The 25,012-nt window shown below is 62.3% G+C and carries 19 protein-coding genes; 7 read left to right on the forward strand and 12 right to left on the reverse strand.

All coding sequences use genetic code 11. The annotated features are described in order from the left end of the window. Position 1: 1 nt before the first annotated feature. Positions 2 to 1,036, reverse strand: coding sequence for an extracellular solute-binding protein (locus NKJ64_RS10785; protein WP_023828628.1), 1,035 nt, complete (start codon positions 1,034 to 1,036; stop codon positions 2 to 4). A gap of 283 nt (positions 1,037 to 1,319) precedes the next feature. On the opposite strand from NKJ64_RS10785, the gene NKJ64_RS10790 reads away from it, so the two are divergent. The 3 genes from NKJ64_RS10790 (at position 1,320) to NKJ64_RS10800 (ending at position 7,313) form a co-directional block, all read left to right on the forward strand. Then, entirely contained in the window at positions 1,320 to 4,295 is a 2,976-nt protein-coding gene (locus NKJ64_RS10790; protein ID WP_023828629.1) for a caspase family protein, read from the forward strand. Between the two features lie 444 nt (positions 4,296 to 4,739). Then, positions 4,740 to 5,507 carry an NAD kinase gene (locus NKJ64_RS10795; RefSeq protein WP_023715779.1) on the forward strand — a complete coding sequence of 256 codons (768 nt, stop codon included), beginning with the start codon at positions 4,740 to 4,742 and terminating at the stop codon, positions 5,505 to 5,507. Between the two features lie 192 nt (positions 5,508 to 5,699). Next, positions 5,700 to 7,313 carry a DEAD/DEAH box helicase gene (locus NKJ64_RS10800; RefSeq protein WP_031193139.1) on the forward strand — a complete coding sequence of 538 codons (1,614 nt, stop codon included), beginning with the start codon at positions 5,700 to 5,702 and terminating at the stop codon, positions 7,311 to 7,313. 167 nt (positions 7,314 to 7,480) lie between these two features. Here NKJ64_RS10800 and NKJ64_RS10805 read toward each other — a convergent pair whose 3' ends face one another. Next, positions 7,481 to 8,374: a LysR family transcriptional regulator gene (locus tag NKJ64_RS10805; protein WP_352462518.1), complete on the reverse strand. Its 894-nt coding sequence runs from the start codon at positions 8,372 to 8,374 to the stop codon at positions 7,481 to 7,483. A gap of 115 nt (positions 8,375 to 8,489) precedes the next feature. On the opposite strand from NKJ64_RS10805, the gene NKJ64_RS10810 reads away from it, so the two are divergent. Together NKJ64_RS10810 and NKJ64_RS10815 are read left to right on the forward strand one after the other, a co-directional pair. Next, on the forward strand, positions 8,490 to 9,374 hold the full coding sequence (locus NKJ64_RS10810) for an NmrA/HSCARG family protein (RefSeq protein WP_023702467.1): 885 nt from the start codon (positions 8,490 to 8,492) through the stop codon (positions 9,372 to 9,374). Positions 9,375 to 9,421: 47 nt separating this feature from the next. Beyond that, a complete protein-coding gene (locus tag NKJ64_RS10815) occupies positions 9,422 to 9,691 on the forward strand; it encodes a DUF2798 domain-containing protein (protein WP_023667468.1) in 270 nt (89 codons plus the stop codon). A gap of 238 nt (positions 9,692 to 9,929) precedes the next feature. Here NKJ64_RS10815 and NKJ64_RS10820 read toward each other — a convergent pair whose 3' ends face one another. From NKJ64_RS10820 to NKJ64_RS10835, 4 genes are all read right to left on the reverse strand, one after another. Next, positions 9,930 to 10,538 (reverse strand): hypothetical protein, encoded by a 609-nt coding sequence (locus tag NKJ64_RS10820; RefSeq protein ID WP_023691231.1) that lies wholly within the window; start codon positions 10,536 to 10,538, stop codon positions 9,930 to 9,932. A 237-nt stretch (positions 10,539 to 10,775) separates the two neighbouring features. Continuing rightward, on the reverse strand, positions 10,776 to 11,426 hold the full coding sequence (locus NKJ64_RS10825) for a YiaD family glycine zipper/OmpA-like lipoprotein (RefSeq protein WP_023667470.1): 651 nt from the start codon (positions 11,424 to 11,426) through the stop codon (positions 10,776 to 10,778). A gap of 151 nt (positions 11,427 to 11,577) precedes the next feature. Continuing rightward, complete coding sequence (locus NKJ64_RS10830; RefSeq protein WP_023667471.1) at positions 11,578 to 11,946, reverse strand: GFA family protein; 369 nt, start codon at positions 11,944 to 11,946, stop codon at positions 11,578 to 11,580. Positions 11,947 to 12,093: 147 nt separating this feature from the next. Beyond that, positions 12,094 to 12,984, reverse strand: a complete 891-nt coding sequence (locus NKJ64_RS10835) for a LysR family transcriptional regulator (protein WP_023681487.1) — start codon at positions 12,982 to 12,984, stop codon at positions 12,094 to 12,096. A 103-nt stretch (positions 12,985 to 13,087) separates the two neighbouring features. Here NKJ64_RS10835 and NKJ64_RS10840 point away from each other — a divergent pair, with 103 nt between their 5' ends. Then, a complete protein-coding gene (locus NKJ64_RS10840) occupies positions 13,088 to 13,957 on the forward strand; it encodes an NmrA/HSCARG family protein (RefSeq protein WP_023667473.1) in 870 nt (289 codons plus the stop codon). Positions 13,958 to 14,011: 54 nt separating this feature from the next. Here NKJ64_RS10840 and NKJ64_RS10845 read toward each other — a convergent pair whose 3' ends face one another. From NKJ64_RS10845 to NKJ64_RS10865, 5 genes are all read right to left on the reverse strand, one after another. Continuing rightward, positions 14,012 to 14,407 carry a hypothetical protein gene (locus NKJ64_RS10845; protein ID WP_023667474.1) on the reverse strand — a complete coding sequence of 132 codons (396 nt, stop codon included), beginning with the start codon at positions 14,405 to 14,407 and terminating at the stop codon, positions 14,012 to 14,014. Between the two features lie 288 nt (positions 14,408 to 14,695). Further along, positions 14,696 to 15,115 carry a GFA family protein gene (locus tag NKJ64_RS10850; protein WP_023681488.1) on the reverse strand — a complete coding sequence of 140 codons (420 nt, stop codon included), beginning with the start codon at positions 15,113 to 15,115 and terminating at the stop codon, positions 14,696 to 14,698. Positions 15,116 to 15,221: 106 nt separating this feature from the next. Then, positions 15,222 to 16,353 (reverse strand): peptide chain release factor 2 gene (gene prfB, locus NKJ64_RS10855; RefSeq protein WP_155922402.1). Its coding sequence is split into 2 segments (ribosomal slippage): positions 15,222 to 16,286 and positions 16,288 to 16,353, totalling 1,131 coding nucleotides; the frame shifts between segments, so codons are not numbered across the junction. A 130-nt stretch (positions 16,354 to 16,483) separates the two neighbouring features. Further along, on the reverse strand, positions 16,484 to 18,940 hold the full coding sequence (locus NKJ64_RS10860) for a penicillin-binding protein 1A (protein WP_023667477.1): 2,457 nt from the start codon (positions 18,938 to 18,940) through the stop codon (positions 16,484 to 16,486). Positions 18,941 to 19,153: 213 nt separating this feature from the next. Then, positions 19,154 to 20,413, reverse strand: coding sequence for an N-acetylmuramoyl-L-alanine amidase (locus NKJ64_RS10865; RefSeq protein WP_023688387.1), 1,260 nt, complete (start codon positions 20,411 to 20,413; stop codon positions 19,154 to 19,156). Between the two features lie 646 nt (positions 20,414 to 21,059). Here NKJ64_RS10865 and NKJ64_RS10870 point away from each other — a divergent pair. Continuing rightward, positions 21,060 to 23,978: an Rne/Rng family ribonuclease gene (locus tag NKJ64_RS10870; protein WP_352462520.1), complete on the forward strand. Its 2,919-nt coding sequence runs from the start codon at positions 21,060 to 21,062 to the stop codon at positions 23,976 to 23,978. A 93-nt stretch (positions 23,979 to 24,071) separates the two neighbouring features. Here NKJ64_RS10870 and NKJ64_RS10875 read toward each other — a convergent pair whose 3' ends face one another. Next, positions 24,072 to 25,001: a glutaminase gene (locus NKJ64_RS10875; RefSeq protein WP_352462522.1), complete on the reverse strand. Its 930-nt coding sequence runs from the start codon at positions 24,999 to 25,001 to the stop codon at positions 24,072 to 24,074. Positions 25,002 to 25,012 lie beyond the last annotated feature (11 nt).

The raw sequence follows: 25,012 nt of genomic DNA on the forward strand, positions 1-25,012 counted from the left end.
GCTATTTCTGCAGATCGGTCCAGATCCTGGTGTAGAGCGCCTGGACGTCGGCGGGACAGGCCGGCATGAATTGGCCCTTGTCGGCAAATTCGGCCGGAACATCCACTTCGGGCGCGCCCTTCATATCGGCCGGCAGGAAGGGCTCGGAGCCCTTGATGCCATTGGCGTAGTGCGCGAAGGCCGAGATCATCGCTGCATTCCTGGGGTCCATGATGAAATTCTGGAAGAGCTTGGCGTTCTCGACGTTCTTGGCATCCTTGAGCACCGCGACACTGTCCATCCAGATTGGAAAGCCCTCCTTGGGATAGCCGTAGACGATCTTGTCGTTCTCCAGCCGCTCGCGCAGCGATATGCCGTTCCAGTTGACGCCGGCGGCAATGTCACCCCTGCCGAGACCGTCGACGGCCGCATAGTCGAGCGACAGCCATTTCGCTTTCGCCTCGATGAGCTTGTCATGCACCTTTTTCAAAAGCACCTTGTCGTCGGTGCAGTACTTACCGCCCTCATAGGCAATGGCGAGGAACATGATGTCTCCCATTTCGGGCACGACATTGATCTTGCCCACGAGTTCCGGCGGCGGATCGAGGAAAATCGCCGAGGTGTTCGGATCGCCCGCATAGACCGATTTGTTGACCGAGATGCCGGTCGTGCCCCATTGCCACGGCACCGAATATTTGCGGCCGGGGTCGAACGGCACGTCGACCCATCTCGGATCGACGTTTCTAAAGTTCTCCATCGTGTTGGGATCGGTTTCCAAGAGCAGGCCTTCGCTGATCCAGATCGGCATCACGCTGGCCGATGGAACGACGATGTCATAGCCGGAAGCGCCCTGGCGGACCTTGGCCAGAGCCGTATCGTTGGAGTCGTAGTCGGTGACGGTAACCTTGACCTTGTAGGTTTCCTCGAACTTCTTGATCAGGTCCGGGCTGGTGTAGTTGCCCCAATTGTAGATTTGGAGTTCGCCCTCGGCGCGGGCAATGCCGGTCATCGCCAGCAGCGACAGGCCGAGCGCCGTGGCGGTCGATTTCAACTGCATGCTTGTGTCTCCCATTGTTGGGACCGGCGGGATTGCGCCTCGAGTCCCTAAGTTCCCTTCGTCCTGGTGATCATTCACCGGCGAATGCCGGCTGACCAACTCGGTATCTCGGCAACGGTATTAATTACTAAACATACAGTCAATATCTTTTGCGACACAACTGCATGATCGGCACCGGCAGTGCGCCGGCGAAGCCGACATGATATGGTCAAGGTTGGGCCATTGATGAATTGGGGCAAGCCGTGGCGTGAGCGCCGCAGCCTGCAGGGCTTGGATCACGGTCATGCGCCTTTTTCTGGCGGTCGTGCTGCTGATGACCATGGCGCTCTTCTCCGCTGCGCGCGGCGAAGCGCGGATAGCGCTGGTTGTCGCCAATCCGGCCTCTGAGGGCTCACCGGCAATCGCCAACGCCGACCTCAGTGCCGAACTCGTTGCAGCGACACTACGATCGCTTAGCTTCACCGTCCGGCAGGTGTCGGATGGCGACCGCGCCGATGTCGCGCGCGCCATGCATGATTTCGCCCAATCCCTGGCCAATCCGGACTCCGTCGGCATCTTCTACTATGTCGGCCACACCGCGCAGGCCAACGGCAGGAACTATTTACTGACGCGCGGCACCCGGATCGATTCAAAGGAAACGGTCGACCAGACGGCATTGCCCCTCGATCTGTTCATGCAGGCGCTCGAGGCAACCCCGACATTGAAGGTGGTTCTGCTCGACAATCCCGGCGATGGCCACAACCCTACTTCCGGCGTGATGCAGGGTCTGGCTGCGGTCGATCCCCTCACCCACGCCATCGTCGCTCTGTCGGCCAAACCCGGAACCGTTGCACTGGACGAAGCCCGCCCCGTCACCGTATTTGCCGATGCGCTCACCGCTGCGCTGGTCAAGCGCGGCGCGGACATAGCCATCATCCTCGCCTCGGTCAGGCAAACCACTATCGACAAAACGTCAGGCGCCCAGTGGCCATGGATGGCATATGGCCGCTCGGCAGACGCTGCCTTTGTGCTGACGCCGGACCAGGTGGCCGGCGCGGCACCGGCGCTGCCGCTTGTGCCGGAACCGGCACCGCCGGCGATGGCGAGCGGCGGCTACATCTCCGGGAGTGGCGGTTGGGAGCCTGATGGCAGCGACTACGCCGATGGCAGCGGTCAGGAGCCCTACCCCATGGACGTTGCCCCGGGCTCCGGCAGTCCCGATGCCGCGATGGGCGACAGCGCCAAGGAGGCGGCGCTCTACGAGGAATACAAACGCCAGGAACAGCAGCGCCAATTGCAGGAAGAGCAGGCTCGGCAACGATACGAAGAGGAAAAGCAACGTCTTGAAGACGCAGCTGCGGCCGCTGCCCAGAACAATCTCGGCGGGACCTATCCGCAGGATGGCGGAGCCACCGGCGCCGAACCGCCCCCCGATAAGGCAGGGATCCCCCCTGAGGACGGCATGACATCGGCCCCGCCACCCGCGACCGGCGCCGAAAGTCCGCCGGAGGCGCAGGCGCCACCGAAACCAGCGCCGCCGCCCATCGACCAGGCGCAAAGCCCTCCTTCCGGCGGCGCCCTTCCACAACCCGAGACGGGCGCTGTCGAAGTGGTGCGCCATCCAACCATCGATGCGCCGGATGAGATTGTCGCCGGCGAGACGGTGACCGTTTCGATCGCCCTTACCGAAGAGCAATTCACGCCCGAAGTGAAGGTGAAGGCAGCGCCGGGCTCGTCGGTGACGGAAGATGGCGCCCTGGCCATGGCGATGCCGGCAGGAGCCGAGCAATGGCCGATCGACATCGATCTGTTCGCCTCCGGCTTCGATCTCACCGACGGCGGCAAATGGAGCCGACGGACGACGCTCTACCGCCAGGGCGACAGCGACTTCGTCCGCTTCGACGTCAAGGCGCGGCCGATCGCCAAGGACAGCAAGCCGTCCCAGTTCATCGCACGCATCTACAGCGCCGGGAGGTTCCTCGGATCGGCGTCGCGGTCCGTTGTCATCCGTCGCACAGCGCCTGTCGAGGCAGCCGCTCCGAGCGCCACAGCCGAACGCTCCGCAGCACCTGCCATGCTGATGCTGGCCGCAGCGGCGCCGCAGCCGGCGGTAACTGGCAATGTGACGCTCGGCGGCGCAGCCGGCGATGACGTCCCCGATCTCGACGTGACCATACTCTATGACGATCCGAGCGGGCTGGGTTCGGGGCAGATCATCATCCATTCGCCGCATCTGGCCGGTCCGGTGACCGATACGTTCTCGACGCCACCTGAGATGGCGGCATGGCTGGACTCCGAATATCGCCGCCTGCTGCAGCTCGGCCTGAGCCTGCGCGGCGCGGTATCGCTGCAGCAGCCTGCCGCAAGCAGCGATCCGGGGACGCAAAAGCGCTTTGTCACGCTCGCCGCCGAAGGTTTTGGCGATGCGCTCTACCGCGACTATGTGCCGAAAGCGTTCAAGGACGTGTTCTGGTCGCTGCGCGGCAAAGGCGAGCTGCATTCGATCCAGATCACCTCGAACAGCCCGACACTGCCCTGGGAATTGATCCGCCCGCGCAGCGTCGACGGCGCCACCGCCGACGGTTTTCTCGGCATGGGCTATCGGCTGGCGCGCTGGGCTCCGCGCAGCAGTGCCTCACAGGTCGACAACCCGCTCGACCGCATGACCTTCACCGGCGTCGCGGCTGTCGCGCCCTCCTATGTCGACAAGCGCTCGCTGCGCTTCCAACAGGACGAGATCGCGGCGCTGAGCAAGCTTTACGGCTACCGCCGCTTCGATGGCGATTTCACCTCTTTCGAGAAACTGGTCGGTGAAGTCTCGACCGGTTTCATTCATTTCTCCGGTCATGGCGCGGTCAACCAACCGGGCAGCGGCCGGCCGGTCTTTGCCATCGATCTCGTCGATCAGTCGCTCGACCCGGATACATGGGCTGCGTTGGTCGCCACCGCGCATGGCAAGGGCAATCCGTTCTACTTCTTCAACGCCTGCGACACAGGCCGTTCCCAGATGCTCGGCGGCTTCGTGCAGGGCTGGGGTCCGGCGGTTCTGGCGGGCGGCGCTTCCGGCTTCATCGGCGGCATGTGGCCACTGACCGACCGCGCGGCAGCGGCCTTCTCGACCGATTTCTATGGTGGCATCAGCACGCGGATCAAGGACAGGCCGGTCTATCTGGCCGAGATCCTGCAGGATGTCCGCAGAGAATTCTACCAGACCGGCGATCCGACCTATCTCGCCTACACATTCTACGGCAACGCCAATCTTCAGATCGTCGCGCAGTGAGCGATGGATCGTCGTTGGCAGATTGGCTTCAGCCTACAACGCGTTTTGCGGGCATGGCACGCCGGCGTCGCCGCAGCGTGAGGCCGTCGGCCTGGAGCTCATGTCTTCGGAATGCCGTACAAGCTCAGCAAAGAGAAGGGCGAAGCTTCCCAGCATCAGGAAGACGATAATCAGGCGTGTCACCGGCAATATACAGGTCTCGACTGGCTAGCCCCCCAGCCACCCATCCTCTGTCGGCTAACATGATCGATCAGGCTTTACGAGTGCTTAAGCTCGCACTTAACCATCACATTCGCCGTTCCGGCGACATGAAGCGCGAGCCGCCGATTTCGTTTCGCCGCGGCCGCAACTGCGCCGACGATGCCTCCCTTTGCAGATGCGCTTGCCCATGCTACCCCACGCAACCGCCGCCGACCGCCATCGGCCGACCGCCATCGGAATGTCATGAGCAAAGCCAATTTCGCCTTCGTCTCCTCCGACACTGCCGATGCCAAGGCGGCGATGGAGAGCCTGTCGGCCCGCTATGGCCAGGCATCCTTCGACGACGCCCAGGTGGTGGTGGCGCTGGGTGGCGACGGCTTCCTGCTGCAGACCTTGCGCGACACGATGAGCACGGGAAAGAAGGTCTACGGCATGAACCGTGGCACCATCGGCTTCCTGATGAACGAGTACCGCGTCGGGGGCCTCACCGAGCGCATCGCGGCCGCCGTCGCCGAAACGATCCGCCCGCTGGAAATGCTGGCGTTGACGCATGAGGGCGAGACGGTTTCGGCACTCGCCATCAACGAGGTGGCGCTGTGGCGTCAGTCCTACCAGACGGCAAAGATCCGCATCACCGTCGACGAGCAGGTCCGCATCGAGGAACTGAACTGCGACGGCGTGATGATCGCGACGCCGGCCGGCTCCACCGCGTACAATCTTTCGGCGCACGGGCCGATCCTGCCGCTGGATGCGCCGTTGCTCGCGCTGACCCCGGTCAGCCCGTTCCGGCCGCGCCGTTGGCGGGGTGCCTTGTTGTCAAACAAGGCGACCGTACGCTTCGATATTCTGGAGTCGGAAAAGCGCCCGGTGAACACCGCCGCCGACCACACCGAGGTCAAGGCGGTGGCTTCCGTAACGGTCCGCGAATCGCCGACTGCGACGGCAACGCTGCTGTTTGATCCCAACCATTCGTGGAACGAACGCATTCTCGCCGAGCAGTTTCGCTATTGAGCCGGCGCAAAGAGTGACTACCTAATTAAGCATCGCGATTAAGCTTACGTTTTCACAATCGTGCCAATCCCGCCCGTTTCTGTTGACAAATCGCGGGCTTGCGCCTAATCGCAATACCAATCTTGCAGGCACGCTGTGCTTGCCGCGACGGATGCCGTTGCGCTTCCCCGAACCAGCCAAAGACAGCAACTCTTGTCCTCAGACACCACGACCGCTCTAGAAGCGTTGACCTTTTCAGACCTCGGCCTGTCGCCCAAGGTCCTTTCCGCAGTCACCGATGCGGGCTACACCGTGCCGACGCCGATCCAGGCTGGCGCCATCCCGCATGCCTTGCTCGGCAAGGATATTCTGGGCATAGCACAGACCGGCACCGGCAAGACGGCTTCCTTCGTGCTGCCGATGCTGACCCGCCTCGAAAAAGGCAGGGCCCGTGCCCGCATGCCGCGCACGCTGATCCTCGAGCCGACGCGCGAGCTCGCCGCGCAGGTCGAAGAGAATTTCATCAGATACGGCAAGAACCACAAGCTCAACATCGCGCTGCTGATCGGCGGCGTCTCCTTCGACGAGCAGGACAAGAAGCTGGAGCGCGGCGCCGACGTGCTGATCGCCACGCCCGGCCGTCTGCTCGATCACCGCGAGCGCGGCAAGCTGTTGCTCAACGGCGTCGAGATCCTCGTCATCGACGAGGCCGACCGCATGCTGGACATGGGCTTCATCCCCGACATCGAGCGCATCTGCGAGATGATCCCGTTCACCAGGCAGACGCTGTTCTTCTCAGCGACCATGCCGCCGGAGATCACCAAGCTCACCGAGAAGTTCCTGCATGCGCCGGTGCGCGTCGAGGTTTCCAAGGCGGCATCCGCTGCCACCAACATCATCCAGCGCCTGGTCAAGTCCGGCTCCAAGCCGTGGGACAAGCGCGAGACGCTTCGCAATCTGATAAAGGCCGAAGACGCCGAGCTGAAGAACGCTATCATTTTCTGCAACCGCAAGGTCGAGGTCGCGGAGCTGTTCCGCTCGCTGCTGAAGTATGATTTCGACGCCGGCGCCCTGCATGGCGACATGGACCAGCGCGCCCGCATGCAGATGCTGGCCAATTTCCGCGATGGCAAATTGCGCTATCTCGTGGCGTCCGACGTCGCCGCGCGCGGCCTCGACATTCCCGACGTCAGCCACGTCTTCAACTACGACGTGCCGATCCACGCCGAAGATTATGTCCACCGCATCGGCCGCACCGGCCGCGCCGGACGCTCGGGCAAATCCTTCACCATCGCCACCAAGTCCGACACCAAATACATCGACGCCATCGAGCGGCTGATCGGCAACAAGATCGAGTGGCATGACGGCGACCTGTCGACCGTGGTCGCCAGCGAAGGCGGCGAGGACGAAGCGCCCCGCCGTGGCCGTGGCGCTCCGCGCCGCGCCGGCCGCAAGGACGAGGACCGCAAGGTCCATGATCGCAAGGACGGTGGCGAGCGCAAGCCGCGCGAACGCCATGCCAAGCGCAGCGACGACGCGCCAGCGGCAGATGCCGCGCGCGAGGAACAGCCGGCGGTAGCCGAGGCCGCGGTCGCCGACATCGGCGAACGGCATCAGCGCAAGGAAGCGATTCGCTCCGAAAACAGCGACCGCAAGGTCTCCGATCGCAACAACGAGAACCGTGCCCCGGAACGCGGCGACACAAGGCCGCAGCGCGCCAGCAACAGCCGCCCTGCCCGCGGCAACAACCGCGGTGAAGACAATGACGGCACCGTCGGCTTCGGCGACGACATGCCGGCCTTCATGAAGATCGTCGCCAAGGTCTGATCCCATGAGCCGCGGCGTCCCGAGGACGCGCGGCTTGCTTGGACGCGACGGGGATGTGAGATCTGGAGCCCGCTCCAGGATCAGTCGGCGCCATGCGCGGTAATCGCAAGACAGGCTCGATCTACCCGATCGCTTCCGGCCTGGAGGGCTTAAATAGCCCGTCGATGCTACAGGCTTTTCAGTTCCAGGCGGGATGCCAATAAATCCAGAAATGCCCGAACCTTGGCCGAAGATGACCGGCCTTCCTGCCACAAGGCATGGATCGGCACCGGTGCCGGCTCGAATTCCGTCAAAACCAGTTCGACGAGACCGTCGTCGACCAAATGTCTTATCTGCCACAGAGGCGAGAAGCCCAAACCCAGTCCGTGGATTGCGGCGGCATAGACCGAGGTCATCAGATTGGAGCGAAAAGCGCCTGCGACCTTCACGGTCCGGGGTTTCCCGTCGATCTGAAACGTCCATTCACCTGGACGCTCGTTAGCGGTTCTGATGATGCAACTGTGCTCACTCAGCTGGAAGGGATGGGCCGGCCGGCCACACCGCGCGAAATAGGAAGGCGCGCCGAACACAACGCGCCGCAACGCCCCCAGGCGTTTGGCTTTCAATTTGGAATCCGGCAAATCGCCGATGCGTATTGCCAGGTCGAGACCTTCGGCGCCAAGATCGGCAAATCCATCGGAAAGTTGAAGATCGACCTCGACCCGGGGAAATGTCCGCATGTATTCCGCGATGACAGGCATCAGGACGTTCGGGCCAAACAGAACCGGCGCCCCGATGCGCAGGACGCCTGCCGGCTCCGATCGTTGATTGATCGCCTGAAGTCTTGCTTCGTTTATTTCGTCGACCGCGGGTTTGATCCGGTTGAAAAAGGCTGCTCCCACTTCACTCGGTGTCGAGCGACGCGTTGTCCTGTGGATCAGCTCGACGCCGACTGATTGCTCCAGTGCCGCCAGGGACCGGCTGACCGACTGCAGCGAGCGGCTCAGCCGATGTGCGGCAGTCGTCAGACTTCCATGCTCGACGATCGCGATGAAAGCCTCGAAATCGTCCATCCGGCTCATGTATTCTCCCGATCTTCGACATAATATATCGCAAAAACGGGTGTAACGACAATTGCGACGTCGTACCTCTCTGCAAGTTGTCCCGCGAGGACAGGCTTGATGGAAGGGAATCGTCATGCAAGTAGCCAATCCAACTGTTCTGGTCGTTGGTGCCACAGGCCGAGTTGCGGGACTTGTCGTGCCTGAACTTGTCCGCCGCAATGCCAATGTTCGAGCGCTCGTTCGCGACCCTGCGAATGCCGAAAAGGCCCGGAAGCTAGGGGCATCCGAGGTTGCGACAGGAGATTTGCGAAATCGTCAGAGCCTCGAAAGGGCGGTCGAGGGCGTCGACGGCGTCTTTCACATTGGGCCGGCTTTTGCTCCCGATGAAGCAGCCATGGGCGTTGCCATGGTTGAGGCCGCCACGCGAGCAGGAGTTCGAAAGTTCGTCTTCTCGTCGGTGATCCAGCCTACCAATACGCGACTGAAGAACCATGCCAGCAAGGTGCCTGTCGAGGCTGCTCTCTACTCGACGACGATGGAATATACGATTCTGCACCCTGCCAATTTCATGCAGAACCTCGCAGCGGCCTGGCCGTCCGTCGTTGAACATGGTGTTTTCTCGGAACCGTTTCCAAAGACGGCGAAGCTGGCCCGCGTCGACTACCGCGACGTCGCTGAGGTGGCGGCGATCGCCCTAACCGAAGCGCGATTGTCCTACGCGACCCTCGATCTGTGCGCTGACGGCATGCACAGCCGGGAAGACATCGTTGCGATGATGAGTGAGGAACTTGGCCGACCCATCTCTTCTGGTGAGCCGACATTTGGCGAGTGGGCGGCCGAGGCACGCCTTCCCTACAATGACCGCCAAATGCAGGTGCTGGCCAAAATATACGCCCACTATGCCCACTATGGCCTTGGCGGAAACAGTCTGACATTGCGCGCCGCCCTGGGCCGCGAACCGCGTTCGTTGCGCGGCTTTATTCGAAACCTTGCCCAGCAAATGGCGCAGGCCGCCTGACTGCGCCCAGCCGCGCATACTTCCACTTTTCGAGAAGGAGATAGGTGATGCGACCGTCATCCCACAAGGTTTTGAAATCGAGGAAGCTACCGGCCTCCTACAATGCGCTGGTAATGCCATTCGTACTTTCCATCCTGATGTCGTGCATTGTTTCCGCGGTAGCGACGCTGATCAATGCGGGCTGGACAACCGGTTTCGTGGCGACCTGGCCGTATGCATGGGGAGCATCATGGCTAGTGGGCTTTCCAAGTCTGCTGCTGGTCTTGCCGATCGTGCGCCGTATCGTTGCGGCAATTGTCGATCAGCCGACCTCGTAGGCCTTGATTACGGAGTCCGACATGCCAAACAAGAACGGCCCTTGCGGGCCGCTTTTACCTTCGACTGACGGCTCGCAGCGCCATTGTCGACTTCCGCGACCAGATACCTGTCTTCATGCGGGCAGCCTTCATGCGCGCCGGCCCTCATGCCGATCGTCGTCCGAGCCTGACTCCCGAGCGCTCTCAAATGCAGCCGGCCAGCTTGCACTCTTGGCACGCTCCTATCCTGGCCCGTCCGTCACATCGGGCCGGGCATCATCTTGGTCGGGTTTTCCAGCATCGGAAACTCTGCCTTGCTGCATTTCACGTTCGGGTTGGTCGGACTGAACATGCCGTTCGGATTGTCTCTGAACAGCCAGGCATGAAGGTCGTAGTGGACGAACTCCCTCGGAATGAGCGGATAGTGCCCTTCCATCGGTCCCATGAAGGTCTGGCCAAATAGTTTTGGAGGTTCCTTGGTGTCTGGCGTCAGGGGCACCAGCCATTCCACGCCAACCAATTTCAAGCCTTTCTTGGTCGGCTCGTAGATCAGCACATTGGGGCGCATCGGATCGAGTTTCTGACCGACACTCGGGACGTTGACGAAATGGATGCCCATAGCGCCCTTCGGATAGTCCATTGCGCCCTCGATCCTGTCCCCGCTGTAATAGACGCACCCGACAGTCGACAGATAAAGGTCGCGGACGGCGACCGTGTAGTCTTCATATTTGGCGAGCGATTTCTTCAACGCTTCGATGTCGGCTTTGTTGGCGTCCTCGGCTCGAGCCGTGGCCGCTGCGCACCAAGCGGAGACCAGACCTGTCAAAATGAGGACGCCGCAACGCCCAAGACGAGCTGTTCTTGTCATGCATTCCTCCCAGATTTCCTTATCTGGCCGTGCAGGACCGGGGCCGACTAAGTGACTGCATGGCCGTTTGTATCGCCCCATCCCCTCTGGAACCGCACCAATGCTAATCCCTTCCAAGGCCTCCGGAAAGGGATTATTAGAAATCTCTAATGCGTTAGACCTTTTGGCGGACCACAGGAGCCCAAAAAGAAAGCGGCCCCTTGCGGGGGCCGCCTTCGCATTTCGATGCCGAACAATTCAGGTCAGCGGCGAAAGCTGGATCTCGACGCGCCGGTTCTGCGCACGGCCGGCCGCCGTTCCGTTGGACGCGATCGGACGGGTCTTGCCGAATCCGGTGACGGCGAAGCGGCGCGAATCGACACCTTGGCCTGAGAGATAGTTGGCGACCGCCAATGCGCGGCGCTGCGACAGATCGAAATTGTGTTCGTCGCCGCCGGTCGAATCGGTGTGGCCGAACACGTCGACCGTGGTCTGCTTGAACTTCTTCAGCACCAGCGCAACCGAGTTCAGCACCTGGTAGAAGCCAGGCTTCACCGCATCCTGGTCGACGTTGAAAGTAATGTCGGACGGCATGTTGAGGATGATCTGGTCGCCGGTGCGGGTGACGCTGACGCCGGTGCCTTCGAGCTGGCGGCGCAGTTCAGCCTCGTTCTGGTCCATGGTCGCGCCGATGGCGCCGCCGGCCAGCGCGCCGATACCGGCGCCGATCAGCGCGTTGCGGCGGTCATTGCCGCCGGCAAGCAGGCCGAGGCCCGCGCCCGCCAGGGCGCCAAGGCCGGCGCCGGCTGCGGTGTTCGAAACCTTCTGCTCCCCGGTGTACGGATCGGTCGTGGTGCAGGCACTCACCAGCACAGCCGTCGCAACGGCGACGAGCACAGTCTTTTTCATAAGGATCGTCCCTCTCCAAAGCGCGGCCTTTGCGGCTCGCGCATATAAGCCCTTCTCCGGTCTTGTAACATGAAATGCGGCGAAAAACCGAGCGGCGAAAGCGGCTTCTCCCCGCTCGCGCCACACTTCCGCTTCGGTGGCTGGTGCTGGCCTACCAGAGGTTCTTGCCGTCAATGACGACCACCTCGACCTTGTCGAGGTCGAAATCGTCGAACAGCCGCGAATTGACTGAGATCTTGGGATTGTCGAAGTCCGGTTTTCCGGTCGACCAGTCCGGCGTTTCGGTGAAGGTGCCGCAGCCGCAAATGGCGCAAAACCCGTGTTTGACGGTCTTCGATCCCCATTGATAGAAGGAAACGTTTTCCGGCGAGCTGGTGAGCTTGAATTGCGACGGAACGTAGTAAGCCCACAGCGAACCGCGCTTGGAGCAGAACGAGCAGGTGCATTGTGTTACCGTCTCGGGCGCCTGCGAGACCTCGAACGTCGTCGCCTTGCAATGACAGCTGGCCTTGATGGTCATGAAAAGCTTTCCTCTCCGTTGCCCGCCACCCATGCGGCAAGGCACCATAAAGGAAGGCTCCTGACAACTGTCTGTCAGCAGGCTCTGATCGATCGAGCCGAGCGGCGCTCTGGCCGAAGCGGACCCGTCGTCACCTCCCAATCGTGGTCACCTGCCGATATAGGCGGCCAGTTCGTCCGGCGTCCCGTTTGGGAAAGCCTGTTTCAGAAAATCCAGGAACGCCGACACGCGCGCGCTGAGCAGCCGCCGCGACGGGTAGAGCGTCCATAGAGAGATCTCCGGGCCGTCAATATCCCCCCAATTCACCAGTGTGCCGTCAGCCAGGTCGTGGGCCACCAACGAAATGGGAAGCCGTCCTGCGCCGATGCCGGCTCGCACCGCATCCCGGACCATGATGAGCGTCGACAAGGCGAGGACCGGCTCGATTCTAAGTGTTGCCCGGCCACCTGGTGTCTTCACCTGCCATGTTTGCCGCTCGCCTGTCCCGCGCGCAACGCCAGGAGCGGCGAGCCCATCGGCCGGGCGAGGAAGGTCCGGGCTCGCCACAACGACCAGGCGGTCGCGGAGAAACGCCCGTCCGACCAGGCTTTCATCGGGATCCGGATTGACCCGGATTACCAGATCGTAGCCTTCCTCGATCATGTCGACATGCCGGTCTTCGGTGGTCACTTCAAGCCTCACCTCAGGATACCTCAGGGCAAATCCCGCGGCGATCCTCCCCATTGCAGTCTGCGAAAAATGCAAAGGCGCGCTGATCCGCAATCTGCCCTTGGGTCTCTGGCCGCCCGAGGCAATCGCCGATGCCGTCTCGTCCAGCTCGGCAAGCAACGCCCCCGTCCGCTCGAAGAGCGCCCGTCCTTCTTCGGTCAGCTTCAGGTTACGCGCACCCCGTTCGAACAGACGCAGATCGAGACTGCTTTCCAATTCGCCAACGCGCCGGGACAATGTTGCCTTGGGCCGGCCGGTGGACCTTGCCGCTTTGCCGAAGCCGCCATGGCGAGCCACGAGGTTAAAATCGGCAAGGGCTAAAAGATCCATGACTGTCCCACCAGTGAGACGACGTGTCTAAAATTGCCGTCTACTGGGCTCTTTGTGAGCCACACATATTGGGGCTGTCAAGCAACCCAACAGGAGAAATTCCATGACCATTCTCGTTACCGGCGCCACCGGCAATATCGGCCGCCAAGTCGTCGAACAGCTCGCCAAGCGCGGCGCCGATGTGCGTGCTCTCGTGCGCGATCCGTCGAAAACCAGTTTTCCGGCAGGCGTATCCGTCGTGCAAGGCGACTTTCTCGATGTCGATTCGCTGCGCAAAGCCATGTCTGGCGTTTCCACGCTGTTCCTCTTGAACGCCGTGGTGCCGGACGAATTCACCCAGGCTTTGATCGCCTTGAATGTCGCCCGATCGGCCGGCATCGAGCGGATCGTCTATCTCTCGGTGATCCACGCTGACGTCTATGTGAACGTGCCGCATTTCGCGGGCAAGTTCGGCGTGGAGCGAATGATCGAACAGATGGACTTCAAAGCTACGATCTTGCGCCCGGCCTACTTCATCCAGAACGATCTGACGGTCGAAGACGTCATCACCGGCTACGGCACCTACCCAATGCCGATCGGCCCCAAGGGTCTCGCCATGATCGATGCCCGCGATATCGCCGAGATCGCCGCTCTTGAGCTGCTGCGTCGCGAACGGTCCAAGGAGCCGCTTGCGTTCGAGAGGATCAACCTCGTCGGTCCGCAGACACTGACCGGGACGGACATTGCCGCAATCTGGTCAGACGTACTCGCCCGCCCGATCAGCTACAGCGGCGACAATACGGAGGGTTTTGAGCAAAATCTCAAGCAGTTCCTGCCCGCCTGGATGGCCTACGACATGCGCCTGATGGGCGAGCGTTTCTTTACCGACGGGATGCTGCCCGAGACCGGCGACGTCGAGCGCCTGACGGCACTTCTGGGTCGCCCACTGCGGCCGTATCGCGACTTCGCCTCAGCACTCGCTGCTTCCGTCTGACGCAAGCGCCTTCAGCACCAAGGCCGGCCTTCCGATGAGAACTGCCAACAGAACTCAGTAGGAACGCGGTGGCACGAACAGGCAGATCGTCTTGCCTGCGTCGAGGCCGGCCTGGTGCGCGCACCAGTGGAAATCGCCGTCGGGTGAGTCCTTGACCCGCTTGTCGCTCATCGGCACGACCTCCCCCGTTCCGGCGATGACATAGCCCTCCGGCTTTTCCAGCACCTCGCCGGTATGGGTGGTACGGCAGTCGTAGTTTGCGCAGCAGGCGAAGGGATAACTCCAGCCTTGCGGCTTCGCCGCCGTAGGCTTGGCGTCATGGGCGAAGGCGGGTGCGGTCAGCACCGCAGCAAGCATCGCGATTGCAAAGATCGGGGTCACGAACAAGGAAAACAGGAGTCGGCCAGCCGGTTGAACGGCTCTGGCCGATCGGAGAGTGGCAGCAGACATGGAAGCGTTCCTTTCAAACGAGCATCAAGCGTTTCGCTTGCCCGTTCCCGGAACGTGTCTTCCCAGTGGCCGGATCGTCAGGTCGCAGATATGCCGCGTCCGGCCATAAATGCTTTTTCTCTTCCAGCCCTCGGATGCTGGGCTGATTCCTAGGCTGGCGCAAGAAGTTGCTGCGCGAGGCCGCCACATCTACGCCGCTATCTGCAACCGCTGACGAGATCCAAGGCCAGGCTCAACTCCCGGCAGACGGGCATCGAAACAACGGGATTGGCCGAATGTGGTTCCAGCCTATACTTCGCCTGGACCGGCGACCACATGCCCTTCATATTGCGGCAAGTCGTCGGCGATGGTGAACCATGGCGCTTTGGAGCCGACGAAGATGTGCGCGGTCGGCCGGATCGTCGGATCGTCGACCAGCGTGCCCATGGCGACATGGACATAGGCGCCGTCGCGGACCAGCGAATACAGCAACGAGCCGCAGCGGCTGCAATGCGCATCGTGGCCGCTGTCATCGCCGAAATGGATGAGCCCGTGATGCCCTTCGGCAAGGGCAAGTTTCGCGCGCTCGATGCCGGCGAAGGGCTTGAAGGCGGAACCTGTGGTGCGCCGGCAGTTCGAACAATGGCAGATCGCGGCATAGACGAACTCGTCCGCCACTTCATACTGAACCGTGCCGCAAAAGCATTTGCCGGTGAGCCTGCGAGTCATGGTTCCTCCTTCGCTCCCCCGCCAAGGGATGTTCTTATTCAAGAAAGTGGCGGAAGCGCAGGTATCATCCATTCGCAGGCCGGCCTCAGCTGAATATGAACATATCCTAGTCGAGGTCGGCCACGGCTTCACCGGCACCGCCCTCGATGCGCTGCGACAACGAGGCTTCCATGAAGTCGTCGAGGTCGCCGTCGAGCACGCTCGACGGGCTGGTGCTCTCGACGCCGGTGCGCAGGTCCTTCACCAACTGGTAGGGCTGCAGCACATAGGAACGAATCTGGTGACCCCAGCCGATGTCGCTCTTCGACGCTTCTGTGGCATTGGCCACCGCTTCGCGCTTCTTCAGCTCTTCCTCGTAAAGGCGCGAGCGCAGCATTTCCCAGGCCTTCGCCTTGTTCTTGTGCTGCGAGCGTTCGGCCTGGCAGGCAACCGCGATGCCGGTGGCGATATGGGTGATGCGAACCGCCGAGTCCGTGGTGTTGACGTGCTGGCCGCCCGAACCGGATGAGCGGTAGGTGTCGATGCGTACATCGGATTCCGAGACGTCGATCTCGATCCTGTCATCGACGACCGGGTAGACCCAGACGCTGGAGAAGGACGTGTGGCGGCGCGCATTGCTGTCATAGGGTGAAATGCGGACCAGGCGATGAACGCCCGACTCGGTCTTCAGCCAGCCATAGGCATTGTGGCCCTTGATCAGGAGCGTGGCGGACTTGATGCCGGCCTCTTCGCCGTCATGGACTTCCAGCACTTCGACCTTGAAACGGCGACGCTCGGCCCAGCGCGTGTACATGCGCAGAAGCATCGAGGCCCAGTCCTGGCTCTCGGTGCCGCCGGCGCCGGCATGGACTTCGAGATAGGTGTCGTTGGCGTCGGCCTCGCCCGACAGCAGCGTCTCGACCTGGCGGGCCTTGGCCTCGCCCTGCATCGAGCGGAGGGCTGCTTCCGCCTCGGCGATCACGCTCTGGTCGCCCTCTTCCTCACCCAGTTCGATCAGGCCGATATTGTCTTCCAGCGCCTGAGTCAGGCTTTTGACGCCGGCGATCCCGTCTTCGAGGCCCTGGCGCTCGCGCATCAGCTTTTGCGCTTCCAGCGGATCATTCCAGAGGCTGGAATCCTCGGCGCGCACGTTCAGGTATTCAAGCCGCTTTATAGCCTGATCCCAGTCAAAGATGCCTCCTCAGCAGGGTGATCGCCTGCCTGATCTCGTCGACAATATTCTGCGTTTCCGCGCGCATGGCTGGTTGTTCTGTCCTGTTTTTGAAGTGGCGCTTGGGTCGGCGCGATACATAGGCACGGCATTGCTGCCTGTAAAGCGAAATGGGCCGGCTCAACAAGCCAGCCCACTCGACGTAAAAAATCAGGTCGTCAGTAGAGTCCGCCGCCGGGTGCCTGGATGGCTTCCGTAGCCTGCGGCGATAGCGGTCCGCCGGCGCCGTTGGACCCGTCGGCGCCCATGCCGATCACCCAATAGCTGTCGGCTGGGCCGGTGCCGGGCTTGAAGGCTTCGATGATGGTGCCGGGATCGCCCGACGCGGCACGCATGCCGGTCTTGCGGTTGATCGCGACCAGGTTCATGCCTTCCGGCACCTTGAAGTCGACATTGGGCGTGCCGTCCAGCGCAACGCGCATGAAGTCCTTGAAGATAGGCGCCGCCAGACCACCGCCGGTGGCGCCATGGCCGAGACCGCGTGGCGTGTCGTAACCCATGTAGAGGCCGACGACGAGGTTCGGCGTATAGCCGATGAACCAGGCGTCTTTCTCGTCATTGGTCGTTCCGGTCTTGCCGGCGATGTGGCGGCCAAGCTCGGCGATGGTGGCGCCGGTGCCGCGCTGGACGACGCCTTCCATCATCGAGGTGATCTGGTAGGCGGTCATCGGATCGAGCACCTGCTCGGAATTGTCGACCAGTTCCGGTTCGGGCTGGTTGTTCCATTCGGGCGCATTGCAACCTTCGCAGCCGCGCTCGTCCTGCTTGAACACGGTCTTGCCGTAGCGGTCCTGGATGCGGTCGATGAGCGAGGGTTTGATCGACTTGCCGCCATTGGCCATGATCGAATAGGCCGACACCATGCGCATCACCGTCGTCTCGCCGGAACCCAGCGCCATCGGCAGATACGGCGCCAGATGGTCGTAGACGCCGAACCTCTCGGCATATTCCACCACCAGCTTCATGCCCATGTCGTTGGCGAGCCGCACCGTCATCAAATTCCGCGACTTTTCGATGCCGGAACGCAAGGTCGCGGGACCGGCCACCGTGCCGTCATAGTTCTTCGGCGTCCAGGTCGTGGTGCCGCTCTGGATGGTGATCGGTCCGTCCATGATCACCGAGGCCGGCGTATAGCCATTGTCGAGCGCGGCCGAATAGACGATCGGCTTGAAGGACGATCCCGGCTGGCGCATCGCCTGCGTGGCGCGGTTGAACTCCGACTGCGCATAGGAGAAGCCGCCGACCATGGCCAGCACGCGGCCGGTATGTGGATCCATGGCGATCAGGCCGCCCTCCACTTCCGGCACCTGGCGCAACGTGTAGGCGCCTTCCGACCCTTCGTTCTTCTGCACGAAGATGACGTCGCCCGGCTGCAGTACATCGGCCGGAGACTTGGCCTTGACCGTCTTGCCATCGACCACATGGCGCATGGCAAAGCTCATGTCTTCCTTGCTGACGGCGCCTTCGACGCGTTCCTTGACGATGTCGCCTGATATCTGCCGCGTCGGCTGCAGGCCGATGGAAAGGCCGGTCGCCGAGCTGTCGAGCACGACGGCAAGCGACCATTCCGGCACGTCTTCCAGCCCCTTGACGTTGCCCAGCGCCACGCCCCAGTCGCCGGAAGCATCGATATGCGTCACCGGTCCGCGATAGCCGCGCAGCGTGTCGTATTTGAGCAAGCCGTTCTGCATCGACTTGCGGGCGATGAGCTGGATCTTCGGATCGAGCGTCGTGCGCACCGAAAGGCCGCCCTCATAGAGCGCGTTCTCGCCATAGCGCGAGATGATCTGGCGGCGCACTTCCTCGGTGAAATATTCACCCGCAAACAGATAGGAGCCATTGCGGCGCGGCGTCACGCCAAGCGGCTCGGCCTTGGCCTTGTCGCCTTCCTCGCGCGTCACGTAGCCGTTCTCGACCATCTGGTCGATGACCCAGTTGCGGCGCTCGATGGCGCGGTCGGCATGCTTGAAGGGATGGTAGTTGTTGGGCCCCTTCGGCAGCGACGCCAGATAAGCGGCTTCCGCGACGGTGAGTTCGTTGACCGACTTGTCGAAATAGGTCAGTGCCGCGCCCGCAACGCCATAGGCGCCGAAACCGAAGAAGATTTCGTTGAGATAGAGCTCAAGGATGCGGTCCTTCGAATAAGCCTGCTCGATGCGGAAGGCCAGGATCATCTCCTTGATCTTGCGCTCGTAGGTCTGGTCCGAGGACAAGAGGAAGTTCTTCGCCACCTGCTGGGTGATGGTCGAGGCGCCGACCTGGCGCCTGCCCGAACCCAGATTCTGCAGGTTGACGTAGATGGCGCGGCCAAGCCCGGTGATGTCGATGCCGGGATGGTTGTAGAAATTCTTGTCCTCGGCCGACAGGAACGCCGCCTTGACCCGGTCCGGAACCGCCTGGATCGGTAGATAGAGCCGCCGTTCGCGCGCATATTCGGCCATCAGCGAGCCGTCGGAAGCATGGATGCGGGTCGTCACTGGCGGCTCGTACTTGGCCAGAACCTCGTAGTCGGGCAGGTCTTTCGATAGATGGCTGATGTATATCGCCACGCCCGCGGCGACGATAAGCGCCAGCGTCGTGCCGATACCAAAGAAATAGCCGATAAGACGAATCATGCCCGCTCCAGTCCGAGGTCCGGGAATTTCCTAGACGAAGCCGCCTTTCGCGCAAGCCTTCGCAACTGTCCCGATCCGTGATGGAAAACCCATGTCGCCACCATGTGGGCAAAATACGGCAGTGCCCGGTTTAGGCATCCCCCACCTGAAATAAAAGCGCCTGGTGTTGTCGTCGTGCAACGCTGCCTCCGGTCGTGGGCGGCGGCGACCATCTCAGCCTCCGGTTCCCGTTCCCATCTTGGCGGAGGCAAACAGGGCGACGGCGTTGGTGATGCTCTCCGCCGCCTTGCCGCGCCAGTCGGCGTCGAGCAGTTGCGCTTCATCCTTGGCGTTGGAGAGATAGCCGAGTTCCACCAGCACCGACGGCACATCGGGCGCTTTCAGCACTTTGAAACCGGCCGAACGCTGCGGATTGTTGATCAGGCCGACGCTGGTGGACAACTGGCCGACCAGAGTGTGGGCAAAGCTCATCGAGAAATTATGCGTCTCGCGGCGGATCAGGTCGATCAGTATGTCGGTGACTTCCTTGTTGTCGTCCTTGATCACCATGCCGGCGAACTGGTCGGAGAGGTTTTCACGGTCGGCAAGCGCCTGCGCTTGCGGATCGGACGCCTTGTCGGAGACGGTATAGACGGTGGCGCCTCTGATACCCTTGACGCTGATCGTGTCGGCATGGATCGAGATCAAAAGGTCGGCCTCGTGCTGACGGGCGATGCGCACGCGGTCATCGAGCCGCAGGAACTCGTCGGAATCGCGCGTCATGAACACGTCGTAGTTGCCGACGGCGGCGAGCTTGTCGCGCAGTTCGGTGGCGAAGGCCAGCGTCACGTTCTTCTCGATGGTGCCGTTGAGGCCTTCGGCGCCACCGTCGATGCCGCCATGGCCGGGATCGATGACGATGGTGAAGCGATGCCCGGGATTGGAGATCGGCCCTGTGCCGACCCTGGAGCCCTTGTCGGTGGAGACGGTCGAGCCGGTGGTCAGCGCCTGGTTGGCAAGGGCTTCGTCGAACTCGCGGTCGGAGGCTGCCGACACGTCGATGGCGATGCGATAGCCTGCGCCGTCCTCGTTCTTGAGCACCTCGAGCTTGTCGACCGAGAACGGCCCCTTGCCGGTCAGGATCAGCCGCGATCCCTCGCCCTGATCGCCATAACGCACCGCTTTGACCAGGCCGCGGGCCTTGGCGTCCTTCGCGCCAATGGCGAATCGGGTGCGCGGCAGGTCCACGACCAGCCGGTTGGGGCCGCGCAGCAGGAACCATTTGATGTCGGGCTCGCGGTCGAAATCGATGACGATGCGCATCTTGGTTGCGTCGCCGGCCATCTTGTAGGCGGTGGCGCCGAGTGGCGCATCGGCGGCGCGTGAAACCGGCGCAAAAGCAAGGCAAAGCGCCAGCAGCAACAGCACACCGGCAGCGCGCAGGAAACGGCCTGCACGGCCATGGCCCTTGTCTGTGGTGCCCGCCAGTCCCATTTCTTTGCAGTCGCTCTCGGTTTGGCGCCTTGCGCCCGCGTGGTTGGTCGAAATGCCGGTCAGGCCGCAGACTCGATTAACGATTGGTATCCAGAGAAGGTTAACCAAGCCTTTTCATTGAGGATTAAGGCCTGTGCTTCCGTTACGGCACTGCTTTTTGCCGGCATCCGAAATCGGGGTTGCCTTCCACCCCGTCAAATCATAAAAGCGATGGTGGATCACTGCAATCCTGGAACCGCTTCTCCCGCAGCTTCCTGCTACAGGTCAGATGAAAGGCGGCTCCTTTCGCTCCAGCGAAAAGGCTTAGGTGATCGCGACGAATTTCGCAGGTGTGCGCCCGTGGCGGGGGAATCGCCTGCGTGAGGAAAACGGCCGGGTTTGTTCCCGTGCCGGCTCTGTATGAGCAAACAAGCTGGTCCGGTTCGTCCGGGCTTTGGTTCAAAGGTTCTGCTGGTGACGATGGCTTCAAGCGCAATCATGGAAAGGTCCGCATCAAACCGCGCCATTGTGGCTGCGGGCGGCACCGCCATGGCGCTCAAGCGGCGTCCGGCGGACATTCAGACATCCGGCACCCACATCCCAGACACGCAGCAGCGGGCTTTGCCTCGCAAGCTGCGGCTGACGGCTGCCGGGAGGAAACGAAATAATGCCCAACAAAATGCTGATAGACGCCTCCCACCCGGAGGAAACACGCGTTGTCGTTATCCGCGGTAACCGTATTGAAGAATTCGACTTTGAATCCCAGGACAAGAAGCAGCTCAAAGGAAACATCTATCTCGCCCGCGTAACGCGCGTCGAACCTTCCCTTCAGGCAGCCTTTGTCGAATATGGCGGCAACCGTCACGGTTTCCTCGCCTTCAGTGAAATTCACCCCGACTATTACCAGATCCCGGTCGCCGATCGTCAGGCTTTGCTGCGCGCTGAAGCGCAGGAAGCCGAGGACGAGGAGAACGAGGACAATGACGGCGACGACCGCCAGAGCCGCGATCGCGGCCGGCGCGGCCGCCGGCGCGGCGGCAAGGGTCGTGAGCGCGGCGAACACAAGCGCGACGCCGGCGCCGATGATGAGAACGGCGAACATGGCGATGCCGGCAGCGATGCCGTCTCCGAAGAGCCTGCTTCCGAGCATGCCGCGGCCGATACCGCCGGGCATGACGATCATGCCGGGCATGGCGACAGCGAAGCTTCCGACGCCGAGACATCCGGGAGCGAACCGTCGGAAGGCGGCCCGACATCGATTGCGGCAAGCGTCGAAGCGGATGTGATCTCCGAAGCTGTCCCTGCGGCGGAGCCGGGTGACGAAAGGTCGTCCAGCGAGGCAAGCGGCGAAGCCACCTCCGGGGACAATGACCGCGGCATGCTGGAAGAGGTGCAGTCCTCGCATCCGGACGACCACGAGATCGAATCCGTAGGCGCCGAGGATGCGCTGGAAGAGGTGCGCAGCCGCCGCAAGCCGGTGCGCCGCCAGTACAAGATTCAGGAAGTCATCAAGCGCCGGCAGATCCTGCTGGTGCAGGTGGTCAAGGAAGAGCGCGGCAACAAGGGCGCTGCACTCACCACCTATCTGTCGCTTGCCGGCCGCTATTCCGTGCTGATGCCCAACACCGCACGCGGCGGCGGCATTTCGCGCAAGATCACCAGTGCGGTCGACCGCAAGCGCCTCAAGGAGGTCGTTGCCGATCTCGAAGTGCCGCAGGGCATGGGCGTCATCCTGCGCACCGCCGGCGAAAGCCGCACCAAGGCGGAAATCAAGCGCGACTACGAATATCTGATGCGGCTTTGGGAAAACGTCCGCAATCTGACGCTGCAATCCACCGCCCCTGCCCTCGTCTATGAGGAAGGCAGCCTGATCAAGCGCTCGGTGCGCGACCTCTACAACAAGGATATCGACGAGATTCTTGTCTCCGGCGAGGAAGGCTACCGCGAGGCCAAGGATTTCATGCGCATGCTGATGCCGAGCCACGCCAAGGTGGTTCAGCCGTTCCGCGACACGACGCCGATCTTCGTGCGCAACGGGATCGAGGCGCAGCTCGACCGCATGCTGCAGCCGCAGGTGACGCTGAAGAGCGGCGGCTATATCATCATCAACCAGACCGAGGCGCTGGTCGCCATCGACGTCAATTCGGGCCGCTCCACCAAGGAGCACTCGATCGAGGACACCGCTCTCCACACCAACCTTGAAGCGGCGGAAGAAGTCGCCAGGCAATTGAGGCTGCGCGATCTCGCCGGCCTGATCGTCATCGACTTCATCGACATGGAGGAGAACCGCAACAACCGCTCCGTCGAGAAGCGGCTGAAGGATCACCTCAAGAACGACCGTGCCCGAATCCAGGTCGGCCGCATCTCGCATTTCGGTCTGATGGAGATGTCGCGCCAGCGCATCCGCGCCAGCGTGCTGGAATCGACCATGAAGCCGTGCCCACATTGCGGCGGCACCGGCCATGTGCGCTCCGATTCGTCCGTGGCGCTGATGGTGGTGCGGGCGATCGAGGAATTCCTGCTCAAGGATTCGCGCAGCCACATCACGGTGCGGACCCCGGCGGCGACCGCTCTCTATGTGCTCAACCACAAGCGCGGCACGCTGGTGGAACTCGAAAGCCGCTTTGGCCTGACCATCACCGTCGAGGCCGATGATACGGTCGGTGTGCAGCACTACGCGATCTTCCGCGGCGCCATTGCCGAAAAGCCGGAAGGCTTTGTCGAAGCGCGAACCTTCCCGGCCTATGTCGAGCCGGAAGAGCCCGAGGACGAGATCGTCATCGAGGAGGAAGACGACGAGGTTGTGGTACAGGCAGAGCAGCCGCGTCAGGCGCAGCCGCAGTCGCAGCAGCAGCAGCCGAGATCGGCTGAGGACGGCGAAGGCCGCGATCGCAAGCGTCGCAAGCGTCGCAGGCGGCGCGGCGGCAAGGATCGCGAACGCGAACATGGCGATCGCGAGCATGGCGCCGAAGGTGCTTCGGTTTCGGCGGCAAGCGACGACTTTGCCGCTGAACCAGGCGATGACGATGCAACACAGCAAGACGAAGCCCAGGTTGGCGCCGTCGAAACGGTGGAAGCATCAGATGACGCCCAGGGCAAGAAGCGCCGTCGCGGCAAGCGCGGCGGCAAGCGCAATCGTCGCGAAGACGGCACGGAGACCGAAGCCGGCGAAACCGCCTCGGTGGCCGAGGCCGCTGAAGTCGGAACGGCCGCAAGCGAGCCAGTAGCAGCCGTAGCGGTTGAAGAAGCAGCGGCTCCCGCCGCGGCGAACGACGACGCTCCAGCCGAAAAGCCGAAGAAGAAGCGCGCTTCAAGGGCAAAGAAGGCTGTGGTGGAAGTCGCCGATGAGACGGCCGCCGAGGCTGCACCGGAAGCTGCCGTCGAAGCTGCCGCCCCCGCTGCGGCCGATGCCGCCACGGAAACGACCGTCGACGACGAGCCCGCCAAGGCTCGCCCGTCACGGCGCAAAGCCGTGGCCGCGGATACCTCCGCGGTGCCGGTGGTTTCCTCCAGCGTTGCCGACGAGGCAAAGGCCGAGGAAAAGCCGAAGCGCGCCGGCTGGTGGCAGCGGAAGGGCTTTTTCTAAGCTATTCAGCCGATTAAGATAGGTTCCTGACAAAAATCCCGCGCCGTTCAAACCACGGCGCGGGATTTTTGCATGCGCGAATGACGGAAGGCGTCAGGGGGCGAAAATCGACCAGTTCATCATCCTGGCCAGTTTTTCCAAGGCGATCGACCCCAGCTTGGAATTGCCGTTGGCGTTCAAGCCCGGCGACCATACGGCGAGCGAAGCAACACCCGGCACGATCCCCAATATGCCACCGCCGACGCCGCTTTTGCCGGGAATGCCGACACGGAAGGCGAAATCGCCGGAACCGTCATAGTGGCCGCAGGTCAGCATCATGGCGCCGATGCGCCGCGCCCGCTCGGCAGACACCACGGAGTGCCCGGTTGCCGGGTTTCTGCCGCCATTGGCGAGGAAGCGGCCGGCCAGCGCCAATTGCCGGCAGCTCATGGCGATGGCGCAATGGTGGAAGTACACGCCCAGCGCCAGCTCCGGTGCATGCTTGAGATTGCCGAAGAATTTCATGTAGTTGGCAAGCGCGAAGTTGCGATAGCCGGTGGCGCGTTCGGAACCCGCGACCTCGCGGTCGATGATGATGGTTTCGTCATCGGCAAGGAACTGGATGAAGCGCAGGATTTCGCCGATCGCCTCGCGCGGCTGGTGGCCGGCAAGCAGTATGTCGGACACGACGATGGCGCCGGCATTGATGAACGGATTGCGCGGAATGCCGTTCTCATGCTCGAGTTGCACGATCGAGTTGAACGGATTGCCCGACGGCTCGCGTCCGACACGCTGCCACAGCGCGTCGCCGACATTGCCGAGCGCCAACGTAAGCGTAAACACCTTGGAGATGGACTGGATCGAAAACGCCTGGTCGGCGTCGCCGGCGACCAGCACGCGGCCGTCATTGGTCACGGCGGCAATGCCGAATTTCTTCGGATCGACCTTGCCGAGCTGCGGAATGTAGGTGGCGACGTCACCGCGATCGGTGCGCTCGGCCATCTCGGCGGCGACATCGGCCAGCGCTTGTTCAAGATCCGGCATGCTCGTCCCCG

This window comes from Mesorhizobium sp. M0062 (assembly GCF_040323125.1).
In the GTDB taxonomy this organism is placed as follows: domain Bacteria; phylum Pseudomonadota; class Alphaproteobacteria; order Rhizobiales; family Rhizobiaceae; genus Mesorhizobium.